Below are 24,048 nucleotides of genomic sequence, written 5' to 3'. Positions count from 1 at the left end.
TGGCGGATTCTTCCAGGCTCCAAATAATTTGTAACCCTCCCTCAAGCAAGACAGGCGAAGCCATCCCAATTTCGCCAGTCAGTGCTATTCTCATCTTCAACACAGTGTGAGATGTTCGAAGAGGAGGTTTTTCAATGCCGAACCGCAAAGCCATCCTGGCAGCAGCCACCTTTCTTTCGTTCTTTTCGGTGGTTCCCGCCGTCGAGGCGCAGAACGAACGCACATTAACCGAAGCGCCGGCGCAGACCGGGCCCGTCAGCATCACCTTCGATCGCGCTGAAGCCAAATACGCCATCGGCGAAGCTGTCGGCCTCTTCATCCAGTCGACCGAGAACGCCTATGTCACGGTGCTGAACGTCTCGCCGAACGGCGCGGTCGTGAAACTTTTCCCGAACAAGTACCAGACCGACGCCCTTGTCGGCGCCGGCAAGCGCGTGCAGGTGCCGGATCCGGCAAGCGGCGCCAAGCTGCAGGTTTCCGGCCCGGTCGGCCAGGAGCAGATCAAAGTCTTCTATTCCTCCAAGCCGCTCAACATCTTCGCCGATCTCGGCAGCAGCGGCGGCGGCATGTTCCGCTCGATCGACGGCGGCATGGATGCCGTTTCCCGCAGCCTTGAAGAAGCCCGCAGCCTCGGCACCAAGATCAGCAGCAAGACGCTGATGCTGACGACGGTCGATAGTCCAGCTGCCATCCCGCCCGTCGCAGCCGCCCCCGCAGCGAAACCGGTCGAGCAGGCTGCAAAACCGCCCGTTGCGCCGAAACCTGCGGCCGCTCCGAAGCCGAAACCGGTAACGAAACAGGAAGTCGCCAAGAAGCCGGAAACGGTGGTGGAAAAACCGAAGCCGGCTGCCCCGAAAAAGGTCGCGCCGAAGCCTGTCGAACAGGCCACCCAGCAGCCGCCGAAGAAATACAAGATCGTCACCAATCTGGCGCCCGGCCAGGAGCTTGCCGCCGACGAACTGGAGCTGATCGGTCCGGCCGACACCACCTCATCCACCCGGCCGACCCAATATAAACAGCCGACGCAACACAAGCAGCCGAGCCAGTCTTCGCAGACGAAGATGCCGAAACTGCCGATGCCGCAGATCAAGATGCCGCAATTCAAGCTTCCCGGCGGTTTCAGTATCAAGATGCCGCAGCTAAACCTCGGCCGTTCGGCAGAACCTGATCAAGCCGGCGAGGAGATCGAGGTAGCGAACGCCGATACGCCTGTTTGCACCACCCTTCTCGACAAGCTGAATACCGCCGTTGCCGCCAAGGATATCAGCGCTGCCGCGGCTGAGGCCGATGCGATTGCCGTCAGCGCCGATTGCGGCCAGTTCCAGGTGAATGCCCAGCGCCGCGTCGCGGCCCTCAGGCTTTCCGCTGCCCAGGAGATGATGGCCGCCAACCAGCCGGTCGCCGATTACGAGCCGCTGCTTGTCGCCGCCGACAGCCCGCAGGTGCTCTGGCAGGCCTCCGCCACGCTCGGCGAGATCTATTTCTCCGCACGCCGCTTCGCCGATGCCGCCGCCGATTACCAGCAGGCGATCGAGATCATCAAGAACGAGACCCGCACGCCGAAGGCGCCGCCCGCCGAGACGATCTCCGATCTCATCCAGCGCGCCGCCCAGGCCCGCATCCTTGCCGCCAACCCGACGAGCGACAATCCTCAAGGCAGCTTCGTGCCGGCCGAGAAGGATCACCGCAGCGGCGTGCTCGGCGGCATCTATTCCGAGAATGTGCGCGGCATCGTGCCGGTCTCCATTCCGGTTCCGATCACCTTCGATTTCAACAAGTCGAGCTTCACCTCGATCGGCACCGAAGCCGCCCAGGAATTGCTGGAGGCGCTGAAGGAGCAGAAGCCCGGCCGCATCATCCTCGTCGGTCACACCGATCGCCGCGGCGGTGACGACTATAATCAGAAGCTGTCCGAGCGCCGTGCTCAGGCCGTTGCCGATTTCCTGAAGAGCCACGGACTCGACGCCACAATCGACGCCGAAGGCCGCGGAGCTTCCGAGCCGGTGGACGTCACGGCAACCGCAAACCTCACCGAAGACGATGTCGATGCGCTGAACCGCCGCGTCGAATGGCGCCGCGAATAGGCCGGGCGAGGGGGAAACTGGCCATGACCGCATTCGTTTCCATGGCCGCAGCACTTGCCCTCCTCGCCATGGCGGCCACCGACAGCCTGGCAAAGGTGATCGAGGCGCCCGAGCGTGGTGCGGTCAGGGCCGTGCTGATCGGCATCGACCTCTACCGCAACGTTCCGCCGCTGCACGGCGCCGTTGCCGATGCCGAGGATCTTTCGCTTTCACTGCGCTCGGTCGGCGTCGAGGACATGACGCTGCTGAAGAATGGTGCTGCCGATCGCGAGGGCATCTTCCATGCGATCGAGGCCGTGACGGAACGGGCAGGGCCTGGCGACCTGATCGTGCTCGGCATCGCCGGCCACGGCTCGAGCGAGCCCGAGCGCGTCAAGGGTTCCAAACCGAGCGGCCGCGACGAGGTCTATATCCTTGCAGGCTTCGACACCCGGCTGCCGGGATCGCGCGAGCGCATCTTCGGCGACGAATTCAAGACGCTGATCCGCAATCTCGAGGCCAAGGGCGCCGATGTCGTCTTCATCGCCGATACCTGCCATGCCGGCGGCATGACCCGCGACGTCGATCCGCGCGGCGCCGAGATCACCTGGCGTCAGGCGCCTTCCTATACGATCGAGGAGGACGACCTCGCGCCGATTTCGACCACGGCGGATGCGCTGTCCACCGGCTTCGATTTCAAGCGGCTGACCTTTCTCGCCGCCGTCGACGAGAACACCAAGTCGCCCGAGATCACCATTCCCGGCATTCCGCAGAAACGCGGTGCGCTGAGCTATGCCACCGCTCGCGCTTTCGAAGGGGCAGCCGACCGGAACGGCGACGGCGCCGTCAGCCGCCGCGAACTGTTCGAATATGTGCGCCAGGCGGTCTACCAGTTCACCAACCAGCGGCAGAACATCTTTACCGAAAGCCCGCCCGGAACCGATCTCGATCGCGCCGTCGTCTATAATTTCGAAGGGGCGGGGGCCCAGGCGGCGGCGGAGACATCAAACGCTCCGCTGCCCGCCGAGCCCGCGCCGATCAGCGTTGCCGCCCTCGGCTCCGAGCCGGTGCTGCAGGGGATCGATCCCGCCGTCACGCCGTTCAAGCTGACGGAGGGTGCTGATGCCGAACTTCTCTTCGATCCGGAAAAACACGAGGCGATTGCCGGCGGCGATGTCGTCGCCTCCGGCGTCGGCGCCGGCGACATGCCTTTCGTCATCGACCGGATGGCCGCGCTCGATGCGCTGAAGCGGCTGTCGGAGACAAACCCGCAGACCGTGCGCGTGACGCCTTCCGATACCGTCCATCGCGAAGGTGAACGCGTCGGCGTCACGGTGTCCGATATATCGGGCCGCAAGCTCGCACTCTTCGACGTCACCGGCGATGGAACCGTGCAGTTCCTCTATCCCGGCGAGAAGGAGGTCGATGCTGAGATGTCTCAGACCTTCGATCTCGATCTTTCCGTCGTCGCACCTTTCGGCACGGACCTGCTCGTCGCCGTCACCTCTGAAACCCCGATGCCCGAACTTATTGAATTCCTGAAGCAGAACGACAGGCGCCGCACCGCCGGCAATATCGCCAAGCGCCTCGGCGAATTCCTGCCCGAAGGTGCACGCGTCGGATTTACGGTCCTCTATACCTCCGCCGGAGCCAAGCTATGAGCACGTCGATCAGCAGGGTCCTCAATATTGCGTCCGTCGTGCTGCTTCTGGCTACTCCCGTGCTGGCGCAGCAGGATACCGATTTCGCCGGTGAGGATGGCGGGCGTGTCATCGGCGGCCAGGCCGCCAAGAAGGGCGAATGGCCCTGGCAGGTAAAGATCCTGGCACCCGACCCCGAACAGCGCGGCCGCTTTGGCGGCCATTGCGGCGGCTCGCTGATCTCACCGCGCTGGATATTGACGGCCGCCCATTGCGTCACCAGCGGCCGCTCCGGCAAGCAGGATCTCTTCGCCCGCGACCTGCTGATCGTCGAGGGCAAGTCGAAGATCGACAAGGTGATCGCGGTCGACGGGCCCGACAAGCCGGGCCTTGCCGTGGAAGAGGTGATCATTCACGAAGATTTCGACCGCAAGGTCTTCGCCAACGATATCGCCCTCATCAAGCTGAGCGAGCCCGCTAAATCGAAGCCGGCAATCCTTGCCTCGACCTCCGATGACGAGGTGGAGGCCGCCGGCCACCCGGCCGTCGTCACCGGCTGGGGCTACACCAAGGCCGATCACGGCTGGGACGACAAATACCTGCCGACCGAGCTGCAGGAAGTGGAACTGCCGATCGTCCCGCGCGAGGACTGCCGCGCCGCCTATCGCGACAGTTCGATGCGCATGAACCCGATCGACGAGCGCAATGTCTGCGCCGGTTATGCCGAAGGCGGCAAGGATGCCTGCCAGGGCGACAGCGGCGGGCCGCTGGTCGCCCAGCGTCCCGACAAGCGCTGGATCCAGCTCGGCGTCGTCAGCTGGGGCGCCGGCTGCGCCGAGGCCGAACATTACGGTGTCTATACCCGTGTTGCCGCCTTCCGCGACTGGATCGCCGCAAAGACCGACGGCGACGTGCCAAACGTTGAAGGACCTGCCGCCGGCGATCAGGTCGCGTCCACCACGACCAGTGGCGGGACGAAACAGAGGAAGTCCGGACAGGAAGAGGCGAATCTCGCCATCACCACCCCGCCCGCCGGCACGACCGAAACGCCTGCTGCCGACACGCCGGCTAACCAGCCCGCCGCCGACGAACCAGCCGTTCAGCCACCAGTCGTCCAGACGCCGGTGATCGAAAGCTCGCCGGGCGACCGCGCGCTGCTGATCGGCATCGACGACTACGAGATGCGCGAGGCGAAGCTGACCGGTTCCGCCACCGATGTGAAAGCCATGCAGGTCTTCCTCGCCAAGACGCTCGCCTACCGCCCGGAGCAGATCCACACGCTGACCAACCGCAAGGCGACCCGCGAGGCAATCCTTGCCGAGATCGACGACTGGCTGGTGCGCCAGTCGACGCCCGGAAGCCGCGTCTTTCTCTATTTCAGCGGCCAAGGCTCGGAAGAAATGGGCGCGGAGGCGACGACCAGCCCGACGCTGGTGGCAGTCGATGCCAAGCTGGTGCGCGAGGGCGGCAAGGTGACCGTCACCAACCAGATCCGCGAAACGGAGATCGCCGCCCGGCTGAACAGCCTCAAGGACCGCCGCGTCACGCTGCTGATCGATGCCTGCCATGTCGGGCCCGGCAGCCGCAGCGCGGTGGCCGCACCCTCCGGCACCGTGCGTTGCCTCGGCCCGGCGCTGGCAGCGCTCGAACCGCCGAACAAGTCTGGCAAGGAAGCGAAATTCTCCTTCGGCGGCGAAAACGCCATGGTCTGGTCGGCCGTCAATTCTGGGCAGTGGGCCCTTGTCGACCGCGAGGCCAAGCCGGCGCTCGGCGTCTTCACCCGCCACTTCATCGAAGGCGTGCAGGATGGCGTGGCGCGCGCCGCCGACAAGCCGAATGTCAGCAATGCCGCGCTTCTCGATTATGTCCGGCGCAAATCCGACGAATATTGCCGGACGCATGCGGGAGACTGCCGCTTCACCCCGGTGCCGCAATTTTATGGCCAGCCGGATGCGCTCGGCCGGGATGTCATCACCGGCGAGGAGGCAAAGACGCCCGTCGCCGCCGTCGAGAACACGCTGAAGAGCGACAACGAGGCGGGCGTCGCCGTCGACGTGCTGCCCGGCACCGCGGTCAGCATCGGCGACAAGGTGGCGATGCGTGTCTCCACCAAAAAGTCCGGTTATCTGATCCTGGTCGATATCGACGCCTCCGGCAAGCTGACGCAGCTTTACCCGAACAAGCGCTCGATGGGCCTGAAACCGACGGCCAAAAGCGGTGACAGCCGGCTTGATCCAGCCCGCCCGGTCGTCGTGCCCGATGCGCGCAATCCCTATACCGGCTTCGAATATGTGGTGGAGGGGCCGGCCGGTGTCGGCATGGTCGTCGCCATCCTCAGCGACAAGCCGATCGAAGTGCTCGACCTGCCCGATGTGCCGACGCCGCTCGTCGGCCAGCGCGCTGCCTTCAACTATGTCTACGATCTCGCCCGAAGCCTCCGGATCGTCGGCGACGACGAGAACGGCGCCCAAGGCAAATGGTCGTTCGATTCCAAATTCTATCGCATCCGCTGAACAGGAGCGAACCATGCCGAAATCCACTCTGCTGGCGGGTCTTGCCGCTTCCCTGATGACGCTTGCCCCAGCTCATGCCGGCGACAGCAGTGCGATGCTTGCCGCACAAGCAGGGCTTGCGGCCGAACTGATCGACCGTACGCTGGCAAAGGAGGGTGCTGCCAATATCATGGTGTCGCCGGCAAGCCTTGCCGCAGCACTCGGTCTCGCAAGCCTCGGCGCCTCCGACGAGGGCAAAGCCTCGATCGCCAAGGGCCTCGGCTTCGGCGGCGAGGTGAAGGGACCGGAGACGGTGCTTGACGCAATGACCCCGGGAAAGCCGGCAGCGGCCGATGCGCCTTTGACGACGGCGGTCGCGATCGTCTTCGACGACAAGCTGGTGCTCGTCCCCGATGCGCTCTCCATGCTCGCCGGCCACAGCATCAAGCCCTCGATCGAGGATCTCGACGGACCGAAATCGGTCGAGCACATCAATGGCTGGGTCAAACAGGCAACGCGAGGCGCCATTCCCGTCATCCTGGACGCACCGCCCGGCGGCGGCTTCGTCAGCCTCGGCGCGCTTTCCTTCAAGGCGCACTGGAAAACCTCCTTCGATAGGGAAAGCCCGGCAAGTCCCTTTCAGCGGCCGGACGGGTCGACGATTTCGGTGCCGATGATGCATCTTGCCGGCGATGGGCAGAAATTCCGCTTCGACGAGAAATTCACCGCCGTCGACCTTGCCTATGCCGGCGAGAGCTACAGCATGGTCGTGGTGGCGGCGCGTTCCGGCAAGGGTGTAGGCGGCGCGGACCTGAAGGCGCTCACTTCCTGGCTGCAAGGGGAAAAATTCGAAGCCGCCAAGGGCGAAATCTTCCTGCCCCGCTTTTCCCTGAACGACGGGCGTGATTTGATGCCGGTACTCAATGCGATGGGAGTGGCGCCCGAGAAGGCCAAGGATGCGGGTTTCCCGGGTTTCACCAAGGAAAACATCAGCCTGGCGCGCGTGCTTCAGAAGACGATGATCAAGGTTGACGAATACGGCACGGAGGCAGCGGCAGCCACGGCTGTTATCACGGAACGCAGCATCGATCCGAAGCTTGTTCGTGTCGTGGCCGATGCCCGTTTTGCCTTCGCGCTTCGCGATACAAAAACCGGCCTGCTGCTCGCCGCAGGCCTGATCGGCGATCCGCTTCTGGTGGGCGAATAGAGTTCGGTTTCATGAATGCAATGAATGCAGGGGGACAAGTGCATGAGAAGTGATCTGATCGCCCGCTACACGATCGGCGAGCCGGTCTATGAGAACGAGTTCATCGTCTATCCGGCCCAGGACAAGCGGATGGACCATGCGGTCTTCATCGTCGCGCCCGATATGGCGCTGAAACTGGACAAGGCGCGTTTCGAGCGGGTCTGGACCTCCATCAACGAAGCCAAATCGCTGACGGCGCGGCGCTTCGTCGAAATCGAGGACCTCATTCCGCCGTCGCCGGAAGACGACAATTTCTATATCGTCGAGAAGCGGCCGTCGAAAACGCTGCATCAGTATCTCGACGAAACCGAAATGGTGGCTTACGAACGCGCAGCCGAGATCGGCCGCCACATCCTCGAGGGCCTGGCGACCCTGCACGGCGCCGGTTACGCCCACAATGCGCTGACGGACCAGTGCATCTACGTCTCCGAGGATTATTCCGGCCTGTCGGTCCGGATCGGCAACCTGCACCTGATCTCGAAGATCGGCGAGCACATCATCCCGCCCTATGTGCCGGAATTCGGCGCGCCGGAAATCTATGCCAGCGGCACCTTCTCCGCCTCCGCCGCGCTCGACATCTACGCCATGGGCATGATCGCCTACAAGCTTTTCCTGCCGCGACAGACCTATGCCAGCGTCTTCGACAGCGTCATGGTCTGGGAAGACGAGCACCAGCGCGAGCAGAGCTGGAAGAACATCCATCTCGACCCTTCCAATATCTTTCCCCGCCTCGATGTGCTGATCCCCGGCTTTCCCGAAGGTCTTGCAAGCCTTGTGGAAAGGATGCTGAGCCGCGACCCCTCCGCGCGACCGCGCACGGGCGCCGATGCGCTGGGCGAATTTGCGCGCGTGACGACAGGCATCCAGCCGATGTCGTGGGATCCGCGCGGCGGCATGCCGCAGCAGCAGGACACCCCGAAGCCAAAAAAATGGACGCCTGTCAAAATCTCCATCATCGCAGCACTGCTGCTGATCTGCATCGGCGTCGGCGTCTTCACCATCCCGAAGCTGCTGGCCCCGGATCCGAAGCTCGTCGCCGACGTCGGAACCTGGAAGAAGGAGGCCGAAAGCCGCAAGCAGAAGGCGATTGCCGCCAAGGCGCCGGAGCGCCCGGCCAGTGACCAGGCGAAACTCTCCTATGACACCGGCGCCGCGGCGCTGACATCGGCCGATGCCCTGCTCAAAGACGAAGATTACGAAAAGGCCCTTCCGGGCTTCCAGACGGCCGCCATCAATCTCGGCAATGCGTTGATCGGCATCTCGAAGGAGAATGCCGAAAAGGCGAAGGCTGCCGCTTCGGCCGCCGGCGGCGACAAGGCGCCAGGTTTTGCCGAGGCCGACGCCAAGATGAAGACTGCAGCCGACGCCGCCACCGCAAAGCAGATGCATGCTGCGGTCGGCGCCTACGACGAGTCGAAAACGACGTTTGACGATCTCGCCAAGGCGCTCACCGCACTGACGTCGGCCGAAAAGGACGCGGCGGCCAAACGCGAAACCGTCAATCGCATCGGCGCCGGCGATAGTCCTGACGTCGTCAAGGCAAGCGGGCTGATGACCGAGGCCAAGGCCAAGGCCGAGCAATGGCAGATGCCGGCCGCGACGTCAGGTTATGGCGACGCCGCCAAACTGTTCGACGCCGTCATCGCCGATGTCATGGCGGCGAAGGACGAGGCGACGGCGCTGAAGCAGAAGGTCACCGATCTCAGCGCCTCGATCGCAACCCGCGCAGGTGCTGCCGATCCGACGCTTGCGGCTCTGGCGCCGAAGATCGGCGAGGCCGACGGCCGCTACACCGCGGAGGCCTATAAGCTCGCGATCATCGCCTACCAGCCGATCCTCGCCGATCTTGAGGCGCTGTCGGCACGCGGCTTCTGCCCGGTTTCGCAGACGCTTGCCTTCGAGACCGTGCCGGCGGGCAGTTATTCGCTGGAGAATGTCCGGCTGATGACCTCCTCGATGCAGGAACTCGGCGGCATGCTCGGCGTCGCCAATGGCGCCGTGAAGATCGACAAGTCCTTCTGCATGCAGACGAAGGCCGTCACCCGTGCCGAGATGGCGGAATATTACACCGCCAATTCCGATCCCGCCGCAGCCCAGGCCTATACCGACAATCCGCAGCAACCGGCCGACGACGTGCCGCTTGCCGTCGCCCAGAACTATACCGCTTGGCTGTCGAAACAGCTGAACGCGCCCGTCCACCTGCCGTCGGCGACGGAATGGATGGCAAGTGCGGCGAAGATCACGCCGGAAAAACTGCCCGATAACGGCGATATCATCCTGCAATGGAGCGCCACACCCTGCGAGGCCGGCGGCAATGTCGCCTTCATGGCGCAGGAAGGCTCGACCTTCGTCGTCTGCTCGGATGCCTCGGCCGGCGGCATCTTCCGCGTCACCGCCGAATTGCGGTGAGCGCGGTGAAACGTGGGACCGAATAGGGAGGGCGTGCGCCGCTGACACCGGGGCGGGGTAATCTGCTGCGAACCCGGAATGCGTCCATCAGTGCAACACTTCGACGGAGCGTAGGGCGCTCCGACCATAAGGTTCTTGAGCGCCCTTTCTTCTTCATCCGGCCGCTCGCGCTGAAGCGGTACATCTCGACATTTTTCAATTCCAAATTACAAATTACGCGCGTATATTGAACATGGGGACTGCAGTATCCGTGCCTTGAGGGGTCGAGGACAATGTGCTGGAACACATCATCAGCATTCACGCCGGTTGGGTTTGCTTTGCGAGGCCCGGCATCTCGCAAGATCGTATGGACGCTGGGCGACGCGGCGCGTCTCCTGATCAACGACTGGCCTTGCGATGACGGCGAGGAATATGTGGCTGCCGTCAAAGCCTGCGTCGACGCATTGAGCGGGAAGATTCCCCCGGAACAATTCCGGGAAGCGCTTCTGCGTGCGGCCGATGAGGCGGGTATCGCAGCTCTATCACTCGTCCGGCAGGGAGTGGGAGAGCGACGACCGGACCTGCCTCCAATGATGCGAACATAGGTCTTATTTCAAGGCGGCCACCTGCCTATCGACGTCAGGTTTGCGCCAAGAAGCGGTCATTGGGAAGCCATTGCGCTCGTACTCAGGCTTTGGTCGCCTCCGCTCTGGTCGTTGGCTTCAGCAGGATGATGAGAAGCAAGCCGGCGACTATGAGTGCCGCGCCTTCGAGATGATAGCGTTGCAACTGTTCGCCGAGGAACAGGTAGGCGAGCACGGCGATAAAGATCGTCTGGATGTAAAGCAGCACGCCCGCCCGCGCCGCCCCCAGGGCCTCGATGCTGCGATTGAAGAGATAATACATAACCGCGCCGCCCGGGATCGCGACATAGCCGAGCGCGATAAGGCCGCTGGCATTCAGCGTCGAGCGCTCGTCGGAGACAAGCTCAAACAGGTAGAAGGGCAGCGCCGTCAGCACCGCTGCACCGAGGAGCAGCACTAGGAGCGCAAGGCGATTCACATCGAATTTCGCCCGGCGGAGCAGGACGGTATAGAGGCTGAAACAGAACGCGCCAGCGACGATCCACAACTCCCCGGGATTGAGATCGAGACGCAAGAGCGCAGCCGGGCTGCCCTTGACGATGATGACCACGATGCCAAGAAAGGCGAGGATCGATCCGATCACCTGCCAGCGTCCCATCGGCTCAGCCAGAATGAAGCGGGCAAGAATCATGGTGATGATCGGGATCAGGGCGATGATGATGCCGGCGGTAGTGGCATCGGCATGTTCGAGGCCGACAAAAATCAGGCCCTGGCAGATCGCAAGCCCCACACCGCCGATGGCGAGCAACTCGAGGCCACGAGCCCGCACAAGGGCGACCATGGCGCCGAAATGCTGGTACACGATCGGCAACAGGATCGCCCAGGCGATCAGCACGCGCCAGAAGCAAAGCGCCCAGGGCGGCATCTCCGAAGAGACCCATTTCGCGGCGATATAGACGCCGGCCGACAGCAGCCAGCAGAAAACCCCCACGGAATAGGCGGCTGCAAGCGAACCGCCCGCCGCCTGTTCCGTCCCGACCGTGTCGCGATGGACCGCCAAGACATGTATCGCCATGGCCCAGTTATGCCACAGTTCCCGTGTGCTGCACAGATGAAGGCGGCGGTATCCCCGGTTGCGAAGCGTCATTTGCGGTCATTGCGGCAATTGCCGAATAGGTTATCCTCCGCGCGTATCCAGGGGTGCGGCTTATGACTGATACCTCCCGACTGCTTCAACTCGCAGTGGAAGACAGCATCGCCTGGTGCAGTAGGATTTGTTCTGCACATGGATCCAACGAAACTCGGTCTTCGGAGGCCTGGGCGAATTTGGCTATTTCGCCACCGCTTTATCCGAACATAATAACCCGCGAAAAGGCGTTCAGAACGAAGTTGTTGAACTCACTCACAAAGTTCGTGAAGCCAATCACTCTCGAAAGTGGGGGATCAAGGACAGCTTCGGAGACCTGACTCTCACCGAGCAGGGTTTCGAACGAATACTCGCTGGGCATTGGTACGGTGGGACGGTTTCGAACGGCGAGTCTGTCGGCTGGAAGACCGTAACTTCCCCAGCCGAATTGCATTTATGGGAAAGAGCTTGGGGTTCTCCTGACGACACCATTTTTCCTAGCACCTTACTTGAAGATCAGAGGATAACCTTTTGGTTCAAGGGTGAGCTTAGCGCAATCGAATCTGGCTTTATCAGCTTTGACACCGGATTTTCGCTCGGATTATCAAACTGGTTCTCCCTCAAAAGCCAATCATTCGCGCAGATGGCAGTGTTGCAAGTTGCAGGACCGGCTTCTCAAGGGCTACCTATCGTATGCTGGTCTAGGGACGATATTTCCGGTGAAGATATGGGGCTGGCAAAACTTGGCCCTCTTCAAGTCTGGATATCTTAGTAATCAGTGAGCGATCCCTTGATCGCTTTGGGCCAAGAGCAGTCAGGGGATCGCGTCCGCTCTTGGCGCTGAAAGCTGTCCGTTCGTCAGTCGTCGAAAACATGTTGAGCAGCGCAAATAAGTGATGATCAGGAGTATGGAAATGAGGGAAATTGCATGGGGAAACGACGACGACGGGATGCTTCTTGGGGCCAGAGCCCACGACGCAAGATTGATTTCGTTGGAGTTTGTGAACCGTCGCCATCTACTTTTAACTTTAAGGAGAGTTGATGGAACGGAAGTAAAACTCTCGTATGAGGGAGTTCAAGAAATTTCCCTGGGGCAAATTTGGAACGATTCGATCGTCATCGATATTTTCATCTGGAGCGTTGAAAATGTGCCGGCTTCGCAGTCAGTAGATGTCGGATGGAACGCGTTGTTTCAGGGGCGGGCAGGCCTCCAATATCTTGAGGAGGATATAAGAAAAATAATCGATCGAGATAGGTCACAGTTTTTGTCCATCATAGGCTTCGTCAATGGCACATCAACGGCGGTGGTTTGCAAGATCCTGCGCATCTCAGAAGCTTGAGGGCAATGCCATATTGTTTCACCAGCGCCCGGACAAGACGCTTGTCATTGAACTCAGGCGTCGCAACCAAAATCAACAACGTCACGCATCGAGCGTACCTAGTTTGGCAGTCGAGATCAGCTCCTTGAAGTGAGTAACAATTCTACCTTCGCGGCTAGCGTTCTCGGCTTCCCAACCGAACTTCCACGCGTCGTGACGCGCAAGCCAATCTCCCAGAGCAGCGCTATCACCAGTCGGCATCCTATGGGCCGCAAGGTATGGGTTCTCGTGAGCCTTCAGTCCGAGCACCCGCGCCCTTGAGCCTGCTTCCTGTAAATCGATCAGCTCTTCAATTGTCATACGCGATCCCCCACCATGTCGTCGACGGTAGCATCGCGGTCCGTGCATGCAAGCGAATGCTAAATTATGGGTTAATTTGGGACAGTTGCGATTGGAGAGCGCCTTCGATGGCTATCCCGCAGCCCGAGCGTGCCTGCTTTGGCCCCCACAGCCCTCATATGTCCTCTTTCAGGATTTCATCCAAGACGTGCCTTCACAGTGTCCTGTTTGATCAAAGCTCCGCGATCAGCGGCGCGCCACCGGCTTCACCGCAGCCCGCCGCTGCAGCGCGAAACGCGCGGCGGAGCAGTTGACGTCGGGAACGAGATCGTAGGTCTGTTGGTAGAGGCTCTGCGCCAGCGTGTTGTTCCCGCGTGTTTCCGAGGCGAGGGCTGCGAGCGCCGTGCGCTTGTAGGCCTCGACGATCGGTTCGGCGGCCTTTGCCAGCGCGGCGTCATCAGACGGCTCGGCTGCCAGCGAAAGGGCGGCATAGGTTGCGTCGCCATCCCTGCCGACACGGCCGCCGACGGCTCCGTTGAAGCTGGCTTCAGAGACCTGGCGCATGCGCCGGGCGTTCTTGATGCATGTCGGAATGCGGGCGGCTTCCGCGTTGATGCGCTCGGCCGTCGGGCCACCGTCGGCGCTGCCGCTGTCGGAGAGGATCACGTAGCCGATGATGCCGACGATGGCGAGATAGGCGACACCCATGCCGGCCAGAAAGGCCGGCTGCTTGAGGAGCGATTTTTTCGGCTTGCCGTCGCTCGTCTTGGAGGCCTCCTTCTTCGGCGCTTCCTTGGCGGCGGCCTTGACGACGAACTGAAATTCGACGTCCTTGCCGAGACGGAAGCTGTCGCCGGCTTTCAGCGAGGCGGTCTGCAACAGCGCTTCACCGCGCAGCATGATCGGGTTCAGCCCCATGCGGCGAATGATGAAGCCGCCGTCGCTCTGCCGCTCGATGCGCGCATGGATCGGCGCCAGAAATGGATCGTCGACGACGATATCGGCATTAGCAGCCCGGCCGATCGACATTTCCGGCCGGTCGAGCACGTGGCTGCGGCTCTGGCCGCCGGGACCGGTCTGCAGAAGGCTAGGCTTGTTTCCGCGAAAGAAGGAAAAGACCATGATCAGAACATCCCACTCGACATCATCTCGACAATTGCAGGCGCCAGCACCAGAAGCAGGATCGATACGACGATCATCATCGCCGGCATGACGATCTTGGCCTTCAGCTTTTCGCTGGCCCTGTCGGCCTTTTCCCAGCGGCGGAAGCGCAGGTCGCGCGCGTGTTCGCGCAACAGCTCGACGCGGTTGCTGCCCTCGACTTCGCCCTGGATCACCGCACGGATGACGCGGATGACCTCCTCGGCTGTCATGCGGCGCTCCAGCCGCTGCAGCGCCTCGATCATGCCGGTGCCGAGCGCCACGTCCTTCAGCGTCTGTTCGATCTCCTCGCTCATGACGGTGCCGGGCGCTGCCTCGGCATAAAGCCTCAGGCTTTCCGGCAGCGTCGCCTGCGCCTGCTGCGTCATAACGACGAGATCGAGGAAATAGGGAAATTCGCGCGAAATGCGTTCCTTGCGATCCTGCGCCTTGTCGTCGGCGACGACCCAGAAATAGACGGCGGGGATCAGGCCGAGGATCAGCCCGGCCACGAGCCCGCCGATCACGCTGCCGCTGGCGATGCCGAACAGCAGGCCGAGCAAGACGAAACCGAAGAGGCTGAGAACCACGAGAAGCGCAATATACTCCCGCCCCGTGACGCCGCCGAAGGGCCGGCCGGCATAGATCAGCTTCTGCTCGAGCTGCGCGCCGTAATCGGCCAGAAGCGGCTCGAAATGCGTCAGCACGAATTCGACCGGCGTGCGCATGCCGATGCTGTCGACAATGTTCGGGGGCGGACCGTCGCCGCCTGCGGACCGGCGCACCACCTGAATGCTGCCGAGCATATCGCCGATCCACCAGACGAACAGCGCAGCGGTGATGCCGGCGAAGACGACGGCGATCGGGGCGAGAGGTATCTGAGACATCATACCGACACCTTCATCATCGAGCGCATCCAGAAGAAACCGGTCGCATAGAGTATGGCGCCGACGATCGCGATGACGATGCCGATGGCGTTGCCGAACACCTTGTCGATCAGCTCGGGCTGGCCGAAGAAGATCATCAGGATCATGAACAGCGCGCCGCCATTGACGACCCGGAAGTTCATGCGTGCCTGCGACGACGAGGTGGTGATCTTTTGATCGAGCTTCCAGATTTCCTTGAAGGATTTCGACATTTCCGTCAGCGGCTCGGAAATGTCGCCGCCCTGCCGGGCAAAGAGACCGAGGGCTGCATCGACCATCTTGAAGTGCAGGCTCGGCACGTTGCGGCCGTGGCGGTCCAGCGCCTCGACCAGGCCGATGCCAAGCTTCTGTTCGCGGGCGATGCGCTCGAACTCGCGCGAGGCCGGCATCTGGCCGCTATCGGCCACCGCATTGACGGCGATGGCAAGCGGCTTGCCGGTGCGCACCGCCGAGACGATCTGGTCGACGGCATAGGGAAGCTGCGATTCGATCTGCAGCCAGCGGCGCTGCAGAAAATAACGGATCACGCCCTTGGGCAGGAAGAAGGCGACCGGGATGGCAATGACCAAGCCGAAGATCGGCCCGAAGATCAGCGAGATCACCACGAAGACGACGATCGCCGTGATGCCGTAGGCGAGGATCATCGTATAGGGCGGAACGGCATCGCGCCCGAAGACCTGCGCCGCCTCACTGGCGAGCGCAATGTCACGTTCGGTGGCGCGCAGCAGCGGCGCCGGCCAGCGCACCGGCGCGCCCCAGACGAGCAGTCCCGCTGTTACAGCGCCGAGGGCGACCGTAAAAATCTGCAGAATGCTGATATCCATGGCTTCCCCCTCAGAGCAATTCCAGGAAAAGTGCGAAGCGGTTTTCCGTCCGGAATTGCGTAAAAACAAAAACTTAGAGCGGTTCTGCGCTTCCGCGAAAACCTGAACCGCTCTAGACGAACATATCCAGTTTTTCGATCTCGCCGTCCTCTCCAAACTCGACGAGTTCGGCGACGAAGCTCGGCAGGTAGCCGGTGAAGGCATGCACGGCCTGGCCGCCGGCGCGGCCGACGAGATTGAAGATCGGCTCGACGATGATGAGGCCGGTATCCGGATCGATGCCGATCACTTCGGAAATCTCGGTCACCGCGCGCCGGCCGTTCGCCAGGCGGTTGAGCTGCACGACGAGCTCGACGGCGGCAACGATCTGCTGGCGGATGGCCATCACCGGCAGCGAGCTCTGGCCCTGCAGCACCATCACCTCCAGGCGGGTCATCATGTCCTGAGGTGTATTGGCATGCGCCGTCGTCATCGAGCCGGCATGGCCGGTGTTCATCGCCTGCAGCATGTCGATCGCCTCCGCACCACGGCACTCGCCGACGATGATGCGGTCGGGGCGCATGCGCAGCGCGTTGCGCACGAGGTCGCGGATGGTGACGCTGGTCTCGGACTCCGCCGTCTTCGGCCGCGATTGCAGATAGACGACATGGATGCCGTCGAGCTGCAGTTCCGACGTGTCCTCGACGGCAACGACGCGCTCGCCGACCGGAATGAACTGCGACAGGCTGTTCAGCAGTGTCGTCTTGCCGGAGCCGGTGCCGCCTGACACGACAATGTTCTTGCGTGAACGGACGGCAGCCTCGAGGAAAGCGCGCATCGGCTCGCTGAGCGCGCCGGCGGTCACCAGCTTGCTGATATCGAGCCGCGACTTGCCGCCGAACTTCCGGATCGTCAGGCAGGCGCCCTTGACCGCCAGCGGCGGAATGACGGCGTTGACACGCGAGCCATCCGGCATGCGGAAGTCGGCCATCGCCTCGCTCTCGTTGATCGAGCGGTTGGAATCGACGGCGATGCGCTCGATCACCTTCATCAGCTGCCGCTCGTTGGCGAAGGCGAAAGGATACCGCTCCAGCAGGCCGAATTTTTCCACGTAGATCTCGTCATAGCGCGTCACCATGATTTCCGAGATCACGTCGAGATCCATCAGTTCGGAGATCGTCCCCCAGCGGTACATCAGCTCCTCGATATTGGAGCGCAGGTGCATATGGGCGATCTCGTAGCGGTCGCCGGCGTTGAAAAGAGCCTGCCTGGACTGGAAGGCGGCGCTGAAACGCGTGTCGAGCTGGGCGAAGTCCGAGCGGGTGGATTCGAAATTCAGCTTGAGCTGCAGGGCCGAAATCAGCGCCTTGCCGACGTCGAAAAGGCGGCGATTATCCTGCTCCTCGCGCGAGAGGCTTGCGGCATTCGACGAGGCGTCACGCCGCCCCGTGCGGGCGATACGTTTTGCCAGCCACCGATAGACGGCGTTTTTGATGACGAGGATGACGAGATCCTGCGGAGCGCCGTCGAGGGCCTCCTTGATGAACATGTCGAGGCGCTCGCGGATTCGGTTTCGCGTGTCCTCACGGCCGAAATCGGAAGATTTCACCAGCCGGTCATATTGCGTATCCTTCAGCAGCCGCTCGTGAATTTCCATCTGCAGGGCGAGCACGCGTTCCTGATCGGGAAATTGCGTGACCGCTTCGACGGCCGCGGCCGGCTCGACGAGCTCGATGGTGACGTTCGGCACCCAGATCGACATGCCCGCCGATACCGCAACCGGCGTGCCGGCCCGAAGCGGCTGGTCGTCGACGCGCGTCGGGTTGCGACCGTGATGCTGCACCGACCAGCCTTGGCCCGACTTCCGCAGCACGAATTGCGGCGAGGAGACGTGGCTGCCGCGCAGCCGCACCACGCCCGCCCCGGCGGGCAACGTCAACGTGCTGCTTTCGCCGACGAAATAGGTCTCGTTCGCCGAAAGCGGGATCACTTCCCGTCCGCTGCCGTCTTCATAGGAAATCTTCAACAGCATGGCTCATTCCCCCGCGACGGTCACATGCGCGTCCAGTTAATGCTCGGCAGGTCCTCGACGGTATTGTCGGCGGGGTTGCGCAGCACGAGATTGAGGCTGCCGTTCGACTGACCCATGGCAAAAATCAGCATTTCAGCTTCCGACGGCGTCACTTCGACGGTCACATTGTTGTAGGTGCTGTTGGCCTTGGTGACCGCGCCCTCCGCCGTCGTCGCCGCGCCGACGGCCAGCACTTTGACATTCTGCAGGAAGGTGCGGGTGACGACGCGGGTGCGCGAGCTTATGCCGAGTTTATAATCCTGCGCCTGTTTGCGGTAAGCGTTGACATCGTTCTCGTCGGCGCCTGGATACTGGGTGAGATAATTCTTCAGCATCTGCTCGACCGGCGACTGCGGCTGGGCTGGAGCCTGCGGCTGTCCGGCGGCCGGCGCCTGACCCGGGGCGGCAGGCTGACCTGGCACGGCAGCGGGCTGGCCGGGCGCTCCCGGCTGGGTCGCGGCGGCCGGCGCCACGGGCTCGACCGGTTCGTCGACCGTGCCGATTATATCGACATAGCTGCCCGGCTCGACGAAATGGCCGACGGCCGCGGCCGCGTTGACCGGAAGGGTCAGCGCCCGCTTGCCGGGCGCGATCATCGTCGTCAAACGTCCGCCGTCGGTATCGTCGAAATACTGGAAGAGCAGCACCGAGCCGGCCGGAATATCGCTCGCAGCCGTCCTGTCCTTCAGCCATTCCTGATAGGCGCTGGCGGCGGGAACCGCGAGTTTGGCGAGCGCCCCGAAGCTTTCCGGCAGCATCACCGGTTCGGCGAGCATGTCGGGCGTGATCGCCTGTCCCCGTGTGACCTTCCTGTCGGGCTGGAGCCGCATGAAGGCATAGGCCGTCTGCTCGTTCTTGACGCTCTCGGTCCAGAAATAGAGCAGAACGCCGGTGATGAGCCCGACGATGACAGCCGCGATGAGCTTCCAGTTCATGGTGTTATTCCTTCGACGAAGGGTTGCCTGATTTGAATGACTTCGACGGTCCGGCCGTCGGTTTTGCTTCTGACGTAAAGAACATTGGCCTCGACGCTGCCGCGTCGGCCATAAAGGGCAGTGACCCCGCCGCGCTGCGCCGGCGGCGTCTCGATGGAGAAGCCGTCGCGGGCAAGCAGATCGGCGCGCTGATCGGACCAGCGCGAGGCCGACAGCGTGCCTTTCGACACGACCGTGCGCGACGTGTGGCCCTTGTCGCGATCGCCGATATCGCTCAGCACCTCGACACCGGCCGGCGGACGCAGCGACTGCGGCAGCTTGCCGGCATCGGCCGGCGTCGCATAAGACGCCAGCGTTGCGGAAACATCGTCGAAGCGATTCATCAGCACTTCCGTAGAAGGCGCGCCGGCCGGACGGCGTATCATGATCGTCACGCCGGGTATCGGCCGACCGGCGGCGGGATTGGACAGATTCTTGCTGCGCAGGTAGGCAAGTGCCGCCTCGCCATCGCCGTCGAAAAACCGGACGACGATGGAAAGATCGTCGCGAACATTGCTGACCTTCGGAACAATCAGCATGTTTGCGGCAACCACTGCCGTCAGTTCGGCCTCATCGCCGCTTGCCGGAAGAGCCGGCCTCGTATTGGCGGCAAGTGTCTTCAGCCATTCATCGGTCAGTTCGGAAACGCTGCGGTCGCTCTGGTAGGGCGTGAACTGGAGCGGCTGACCGTTGACGACCAGATCGCGCGGTGACCGCTCCGGTACGCCGACGATACCGGCAAGAAGCGATTCCAGCGTCACTTTGACATTCTTGTAGACCTCGGCCTTGCCCGGTCCGGCAACAAGGGTGACGGCGAAACCCAAGGCAAGCACGGCAACGGTCAGCAGATGGGAAAGACGCTGTGAAGGCTGGCTCATCAGTTTTCCCCCGGAAAGATGCCGTCGAAAAGGTCGCCGGATTGGTCGGCAACACCGCGAATTATATCGCGAAGAGCAGGGTCATATCCCCGTTTCATCCTGTCGCCCTTGCTGGAGGCGAAGAGGGTCGAGTCGTCGACCGTGAACGTATCCTGCCACTTGACCCGCCTTATCGTATCGAAGTCATCGGAATCCCTGAACTTATAGATGCGGTCGGCGGTGGCGGTGACAAGCTGAGGCTTTTCATCCGTCAGATCGCCGACAAAGTCCCCGGGTTCGCGGTTGTCGCTGGCGGCTGTGTTCTTCACGTCTTCCCAGATAAAAGTCCGCTGCGGCTCGCCGCCGCCCTCATGAGAGGGTGTCCGCGAGCAGGTGAGGCTGTCGCGTCCAGGCAAGGCCGGCAGCGCCGGAATTGGAAAGGCACTGGAGAAATCCGACGTGCAGTCCAGCCCATTCGCCTCGGCGAAGGCGGCGTTGCGCATCGCAACCATGGTTCCGACCTTCTTGGTGGAAATCTTGTTCGCGTGGATGACGAAAATCACGATCAGCAAGATGACCGGCGCGGCGAGTACGAATTCGATCGAGGCAAGACCGCGCCTGTCGCCGTGCAGCCTCATCAGGAAGCCTCGGGCCGGAGCTCCGCCGGCATGTTCAGTGTGTGTTGACGGCAGCCCAGGCATTGGCTCCTCCCTGGTCGAAGACGCGCGTTAAGCCGGTAAAACTGTCGGCCGCCGGGCTCTGCTTGATGGTGTTCGAAACCTGGTCGATATTGTCGGCGAGTGTGGCGGGGGCAAGCGATGCGAGCCAGTCCTGCGTGTAGAGATCGAAGGCCGTGTAATTGTGAACCCAGCTCTGCGCCATGGCATAGGCGGACGCAGTCCTGTCTCTGAAGATCGCTCTCTGCAGACGGGCGCGTGGGCTACGGGACACGATGGCAAGCGAGCGATAATCCGTCATCTGGTCGCCAGGAGCGAACGGCGTGTAATTGCCAATAGTGCGACCTTTCAGCCAATAGGGACGCGGCAGCGACACCGGAGAGATACCGGAAACGGAGAGCGCGCCGCCCGTTACGCCGCAGACCTGGTCCCATATATCGTCGAAATACCGTGTGAAGGCGTTCTCATCCTTGGTCTGGGCATCCGAGTAACGCGGCGGCTCATCGATCGGAAGCTGGAACGGGTTGGTGACGCCGAGATCGATACCCAGCAGCTCGTCGACGGCCTCCACCGCGACATCGATCAGCAGCTCGGCGAAGAAGCCGAGGTCCCCCGCATTTTGCTCGATGATGGCCTTGAAGGGCACCCTGGTGAAATAGGCCGGACCGAAAGCCTCATAGAAGATATAGAAATTGACGAGCGCATCATCGATACCGCTCTCGTGATTGACGAAATCGCGGATATGGCCGCCATCTCCGCCACCGGCAGTCAAGGGGCCGGTCCCCTCGGCAAAGCCCCGATTGGCAAATTCGCCACGCACGAGCAGGCCGGGTCCGAAGGACTGCGTCCCCTTCGACATCGCCAGGCACATCTCGGCATAAGCCGAGCCGGCCGCCAGCGCACCGCGTTCGACGGGCAGATCGCCACCGGCCGCTTCCTCGGCTTGGTCACAGGTGGTGCAAGGTGGGTGGAACACGACATGGTCCGCACGGTTCATGTGCACCAGATTCAATGCTTCCTTGCCCACACGATCCGGAAAACTCTCGACCAGATAGTCGTTGAGCGCGTTCATGGCTTTGATAATGTCGTTTGATTTGCTGATCAGCCCCGGCGGATCATATTTTTCATGCGCGTTATAGATGTAGATGCCGGCTTCGAGAGCCCCTTTCATGCGCACGACCTGAAAAGCCGTGCAGGCAGCCTGGAGGATCTGTCCGATCAACGGAATCGGCACCTCGACCGGCCAGCTGGCACAATAGGGAGCGCCTGTCGGAAGCCGCCAATGCAACGGTCCATGCCCGGTCCCCATATAGCGTGTGAGCTGGCCGACGATCCAGGTGGAGCGGAAGCCAAGATCTATCATCGTCACCTCATAAGCGACAGAGGTCGCCAGGATGACGGTTGCCTGCGAAGAGGCGACGTTGTTCATCGCCATGATGTTGAGATAACGCGCTTCCCAGTCGGCATGGACGAGGGCGGCGGCATCGGCCGTGTCCTGCGTGCGCTGCTTGTCGTAGATCATCTGTCCCGTATTCAGGATCCAGACGATCATCAGGGCGAGCGCGATCGTCATGTAGAGAATGATCGGCGACAGGAAGCCGCGTTCGTCGCGGTGCAGACGCTTGATGAGGGTCGGTGTCATAGCAGGTTCACCTCCGCCGTCGAGATCGTGTAGTAGCGGCCGTCCTTCCTCTGGCCGCGGGCAAAGACCCAGCCGGCATATTCGAGCAGTAGGAAGCGCGCTTCCACCTTGGCGGTGACCGGCACATGCGGCGAGCGGTTGATGGCGGCATAGAGCGCCATCGGCGCGCGGTCGACGGTCACCGTGACGTTCTGCGGGTCGAACATGTAGCGGGCCTGGTTGCGCATCGCCCGCCAGTTCTTCGAAAGACCGGAGGCATCGGCAAGGCTTTTGAGCGCATCTTCCGGCGGCTGGCAGGCGCCGACGCATTTCAACTGGTCGTAGGGTGCGGCCGGGATCAGCGCCAGGCGGGCGGCAAGATCAGCCTTGCCGGCGGCGGCATCGTCGTCGCAGGTCTTGGCGTCGAGGCCGGCAAGGCTCCTGATGCTGATCGGCAGGGCCGGGCAGAAATAGACGCGGGCGCTGCGCGCCGCCGCATAGGCGGCATAATGGGTGAAGAGGTGGTTCTTGGCCAGGATCGTGAACTGGAAGACCACGAACATGAAGAAGACGAAGACCGGTGTCACAAGCACGAAATCCATCATCGTCGTGCTGCCGGAGATATCGCCGTGAAGCTCCGATATCCGGCGCCGGCGGGCGGAAAGCCGCGGCAGCAGCAGCATCGAGGCAAGCAGCATCATGGCGATCGCAAAGGTACCGAGGAGCGCGCCGTGATCCTCAGGGACCCAGAAGGTCCGCGAGTGCAGGATCGAACTCCAGAAGGCACCGTCGAAGATGGGGCGTTCGAGTTCAGCGCGCATTGCCGTTACCTCACGAGTGAAAGAGGGGTGAAATCGGGCATGAAAAGGCACCAGAGAAGTCCGAGAGCAGCGGCAACGCCGAAGCGGATGGTATGATGGGTTTCGCGCGGCTTCAGCACCGAAGCGGCGCCGCGGAAACCGGCGGGCAGGAGAAGCGCAAACAGTCCGACCGTTCGGGCCAGCACGTTCCACTGAACGCGCCGCGCCATCGAGAAAACGGCGATTACGCCGCCCGCCATCAGCGATGCAAGTGTGACGTCGATGGCGGGCCAGAGGCCAAGAATAGCGCCGAGCGCCGCCATCAGCTTGACGTCGCCGCCGCCGCAGCTTCCGGCTGCGAAGGCGATGATGAAGATCAGGCCGGCTGCAAAGAGGCCTGCGAAAGCAAGCCCTATCCCTGCGAGACCACCGCTGACTGCCGCCAACATGAACCCGCCAAGCAGGCAGGGATAGGTGACGGCGTTCGGGATATGACCGTGGCGATGGTCGAGCACCGCCGCGGTCATGGTGCAGGCGACGGCAAGAGCCGCCGCCGCAGGCATCAGGGTCAGATCGTAGTTCGTATCCATGGCACCGTTCCGCTTAATTGCCCGGCTCGGGAATTCTCTCGGCATCGGTAAGCGCATCGTTCTTTTCGCTGAACCATAGGGCGATCTTATTGCCGAATGCGAGCAGGATCAGCATCAGCGGAATGACGATCAGGGCGACGGCCAGGACGATCTGGGCCATGTCGCCGCGCTCGTCTTTGTGAAGTGCAATTGCGAGAGTCTTGAGTTTACCAAACATGTGATTACTCCTCATTCCCAGGTTTGTTTCGGTTCGAAGCCCTGGTGAAGGTGAACCAAGCATACGCTATCGATCCGAACGAGCATGTTGCTCGATCCAATGATATTTTCTGCTTCAGCTTATCTTCCCCGGCGGCCAACGTTTGTTGAGCAACACCATTAAGACCCAAGAGTGC

The 24,048-nt window shown here is 62.2% G+C and carries 21 protein-coding genes; 8 read left to right on the top strand and 13 right to left on the bottom strand.

Features of this window, described 5'->3' with window-relative positions; genetic code table 11:
* The first annotated feature begins 134 nt into the window (after positions 1–134).
* The 6 genes from B5P46_RS14590 (at position 135) to B5P46_RS14565 (ending at position 10,434) form a co-directional block, all read left to right on the top strand.
* Positions 135–2,084: a DUF4384 domain-containing protein gene (locus B5P46_RS14590; RefSeq protein ID WP_129419275.1), complete on the top strand. Its 1,950-nt coding sequence runs from the start codon at positions 135–137 to the stop codon at positions 2,082–2,084.
* 23 nt (positions 2,085–2,107) lie between these two features.
* Positions 2,108–3,724: a caspase family protein gene (locus B5P46_RS14585; protein ID WP_129419274.1), complete on the top strand. Its 1,617-nt coding sequence runs from the start codon at positions 2,108–2,110 to the stop codon at positions 3,722–3,724.
* Complete coding sequence (locus B5P46_RS14580; protein ID WP_129419273.1) at positions 3,721–6,216, top strand: trypsin-like serine protease; 2,496 nt, start codon at positions 3,721–3,723, stop codon at positions 6,214–6,216. Before B5P46_RS14585 ends, B5P46_RS14580 begins: the two co-directional genes overlap by 4 nt.
* Positions 6,217–6,229: 13 nt before the next feature.
* Positions 6,230–7,402 carry a serpin family protein gene (locus tag B5P46_RS14575; protein ID WP_129419272.1) on the top strand — a complete coding sequence of 391 codons (1,173 nt, stop codon included), beginning with the start codon at positions 6,230–6,232 and terminating at the stop codon, positions 7,400–7,402.
* 42 nt (positions 7,403–7,444) lie between these two features.
* Positions 7,445–9,850 (top strand): protein kinase domain-containing protein, encoded by a 2,406-nt coding sequence (locus tag B5P46_RS14570; protein WP_129419271.1) that lies wholly within the window; start codon positions 7,445–7,447, stop codon positions 9,848–9,850.
* 272 nt (positions 9,851–10,122) lie between these two features.
* Positions 10,123–10,434 (top strand): DUF982 domain-containing protein, encoded by a 312-nt coding sequence (locus B5P46_RS14565; protein WP_129419270.1) that lies wholly within the window; start codon positions 10,123–10,125, stop codon positions 10,432–10,434.
* Positions 10,435–10,516: 82 nt separating this feature from the next.
* Here the strand turns inward: B5P46_RS14565 and B5P46_RS14560 are convergent, their stop codons facing one another.
* Entirely contained in the window at positions 10,517–11,488 is a 972-nt protein-coding gene (locus B5P46_RS14560; protein WP_129419269.1) for a DMT family transporter, read from the bottom strand.
* A 199-nt stretch (positions 11,489–11,687) separates the two neighbouring features.
* Between B5P46_RS14560 and B5P46_RS14555 the strand changes: the two genes are divergently transcribed.
* Both B5P46_RS14555 and B5P46_RS14550 read left to right on the top strand, forming a co-directional pair.
* Entirely contained in the window at positions 11,688–12,311 is a 624-nt protein-coding gene (locus B5P46_RS14555) for a hypothetical protein (RefSeq protein ID WP_245456169.1), read from the top strand.
* Positions 12,312–12,453: 142 nt separating this feature from the next.
* Positions 12,454–12,879 (top strand): hypothetical protein, encoded by a 426-nt coding sequence (locus tag B5P46_RS14550; RefSeq protein WP_129419268.1) that lies wholly within the window; start codon positions 12,454–12,456, stop codon positions 12,877–12,879.
* Between the two features lie 81 nt (positions 12,880–12,960).
* On the opposite strand, the gene B5P46_RS14545 is transcribed toward B5P46_RS14550, so the two are convergent.
* The 12 genes from B5P46_RS14545 to B5P46_RS14490 all read right to left on the bottom strand — a co-directional run bounded on the left by B5P46_RS14545 (position 12,961) and on the right by B5P46_RS14490 (position 23,873).
* Entirely contained in the window at positions 12,961–13,218 is a 258-nt protein-coding gene (locus B5P46_RS14545; RefSeq protein ID WP_129419267.1) for a CrpP-related protein, read from the bottom strand.
* A gap of 225 nt (positions 13,219–13,443) precedes the next feature.
* On the bottom strand, positions 13,444–14,319 hold the full coding sequence (locus B5P46_RS14540) for an FHA domain-containing protein (protein WP_129419266.1): 876 nt from the start codon (positions 14,317–14,319) through the stop codon (positions 13,444–13,446).
* A gap of 2 nt (positions 14,320–14,321) precedes the next feature.
* Positions 14,322–15,227 carry a type II secretion system F family protein gene (locus tag B5P46_RS14535; RefSeq protein ID WP_129419265.1) on the bottom strand — a complete coding sequence of 302 codons (906 nt, stop codon included), beginning with the start codon at positions 15,225–15,227 and terminating at the stop codon, positions 14,322–14,324.
* Positions 15,224–16,087: a type II secretion system F family protein gene (locus B5P46_RS14530; RefSeq protein ID WP_129419264.1), complete on the bottom strand. Its 864-nt coding sequence runs from the start codon at positions 16,085–16,087 to the stop codon at positions 15,224–15,226. Before B5P46_RS14530 ends, B5P46_RS14535 begins: the two co-directional genes overlap by 4 nt.
* 112 nt (positions 16,088–16,199) lie before the next feature.
* A complete protein-coding gene (locus tag B5P46_RS14525) occupies positions 16,200–18,098 on the bottom strand; it encodes an ATPase, T2SS/T4P/T4SS family (protein ID WP_129419263.1) in 1,899 nt (632 codons plus the stop codon).
* Between the two features lie 20 nt (positions 18,099–18,118).
* Positions 18,119–19,072 (bottom strand): Flp pilus assembly protein CpaB, encoded by a 954-nt coding sequence (gene cpaB, locus B5P46_RS14520; RefSeq protein WP_129419262.1) that lies wholly within the window; start codon positions 19,070–19,072, stop codon positions 18,119–18,121.
* Entirely contained in the window at positions 19,069–19,989 is a 921-nt protein-coding gene (locus B5P46_RS14515) for a hypothetical protein (protein ID WP_129419261.1), read from the bottom strand. Before B5P46_RS14515 ends, cpaB begins: the two co-directional genes overlap by 4 nt.
* Positions 19,989–20,669 carry a TadE/TadG family type IV pilus assembly protein gene (locus tag B5P46_RS14510; RefSeq protein WP_129419260.1) on the bottom strand — a complete coding sequence of 227 codons (681 nt, stop codon included), beginning with the start codon at positions 20,667–20,669 and terminating at the stop codon, positions 19,989–19,991. The genes B5P46_RS14515 and B5P46_RS14510 overlap by 1 nt, the downstream gene beginning before the upstream one ends.
* On the bottom strand, positions 20,641–22,287 hold the full coding sequence (locus tag B5P46_RS14505; RefSeq protein ID WP_129419259.1) for a pilus assembly protein TadG-related protein: 1,647 nt from the start codon (positions 22,285–22,287) through the stop codon (positions 20,641–20,643). The genes B5P46_RS14510 and B5P46_RS14505 overlap by 29 nt, the downstream gene beginning before the upstream one ends.
* The gene (locus B5P46_RS14500; RefSeq protein ID WP_129419258.1) at positions 22,284–23,087 is read right to left on the bottom strand and encodes a TadE/TadG family type IV pilus assembly protein; all 804 of its coding nucleotides are present in this window, start codon (positions 23,085–23,087) and stop codon (positions 22,284–22,286) included. The genes B5P46_RS14505 and B5P46_RS14500 overlap by 4 nt, the downstream gene beginning before the upstream one ends.
* Positions 23,088–23,092: 5 nt before the next feature.
* Positions 23,093–23,656 (bottom strand): A24 family peptidase, encoded by a 564-nt coding sequence (locus B5P46_RS14495; RefSeq protein ID WP_129419257.1) that lies wholly within the window; start codon positions 23,654–23,656, stop codon positions 23,093–23,095.
* Between the two features lie 13 nt (positions 23,657–23,669).
* Positions 23,670–23,873, bottom strand: coding sequence for a hypothetical protein (locus B5P46_RS14490; protein WP_129419256.1), 204 nt, complete (start codon positions 23,871–23,873; stop codon positions 23,670–23,672).
* Between the last annotated feature and the right edge of the window lie 175 nt (positions 23,874–24,048).

The organism is Rhizobium leguminosarum (genome assembly GCF_004123835.1).
Taxonomy (GTDB): Bacteria; Pseudomonadota; Alphaproteobacteria; order Rhizobiales; family Rhizobiaceae; genus Rhizobium; species Rhizobium leguminosarum_M.
Note: the sequence above shows the minus strand (reverse complement) of the source record. Positions and strands in the feature narration are given on the sequence as shown.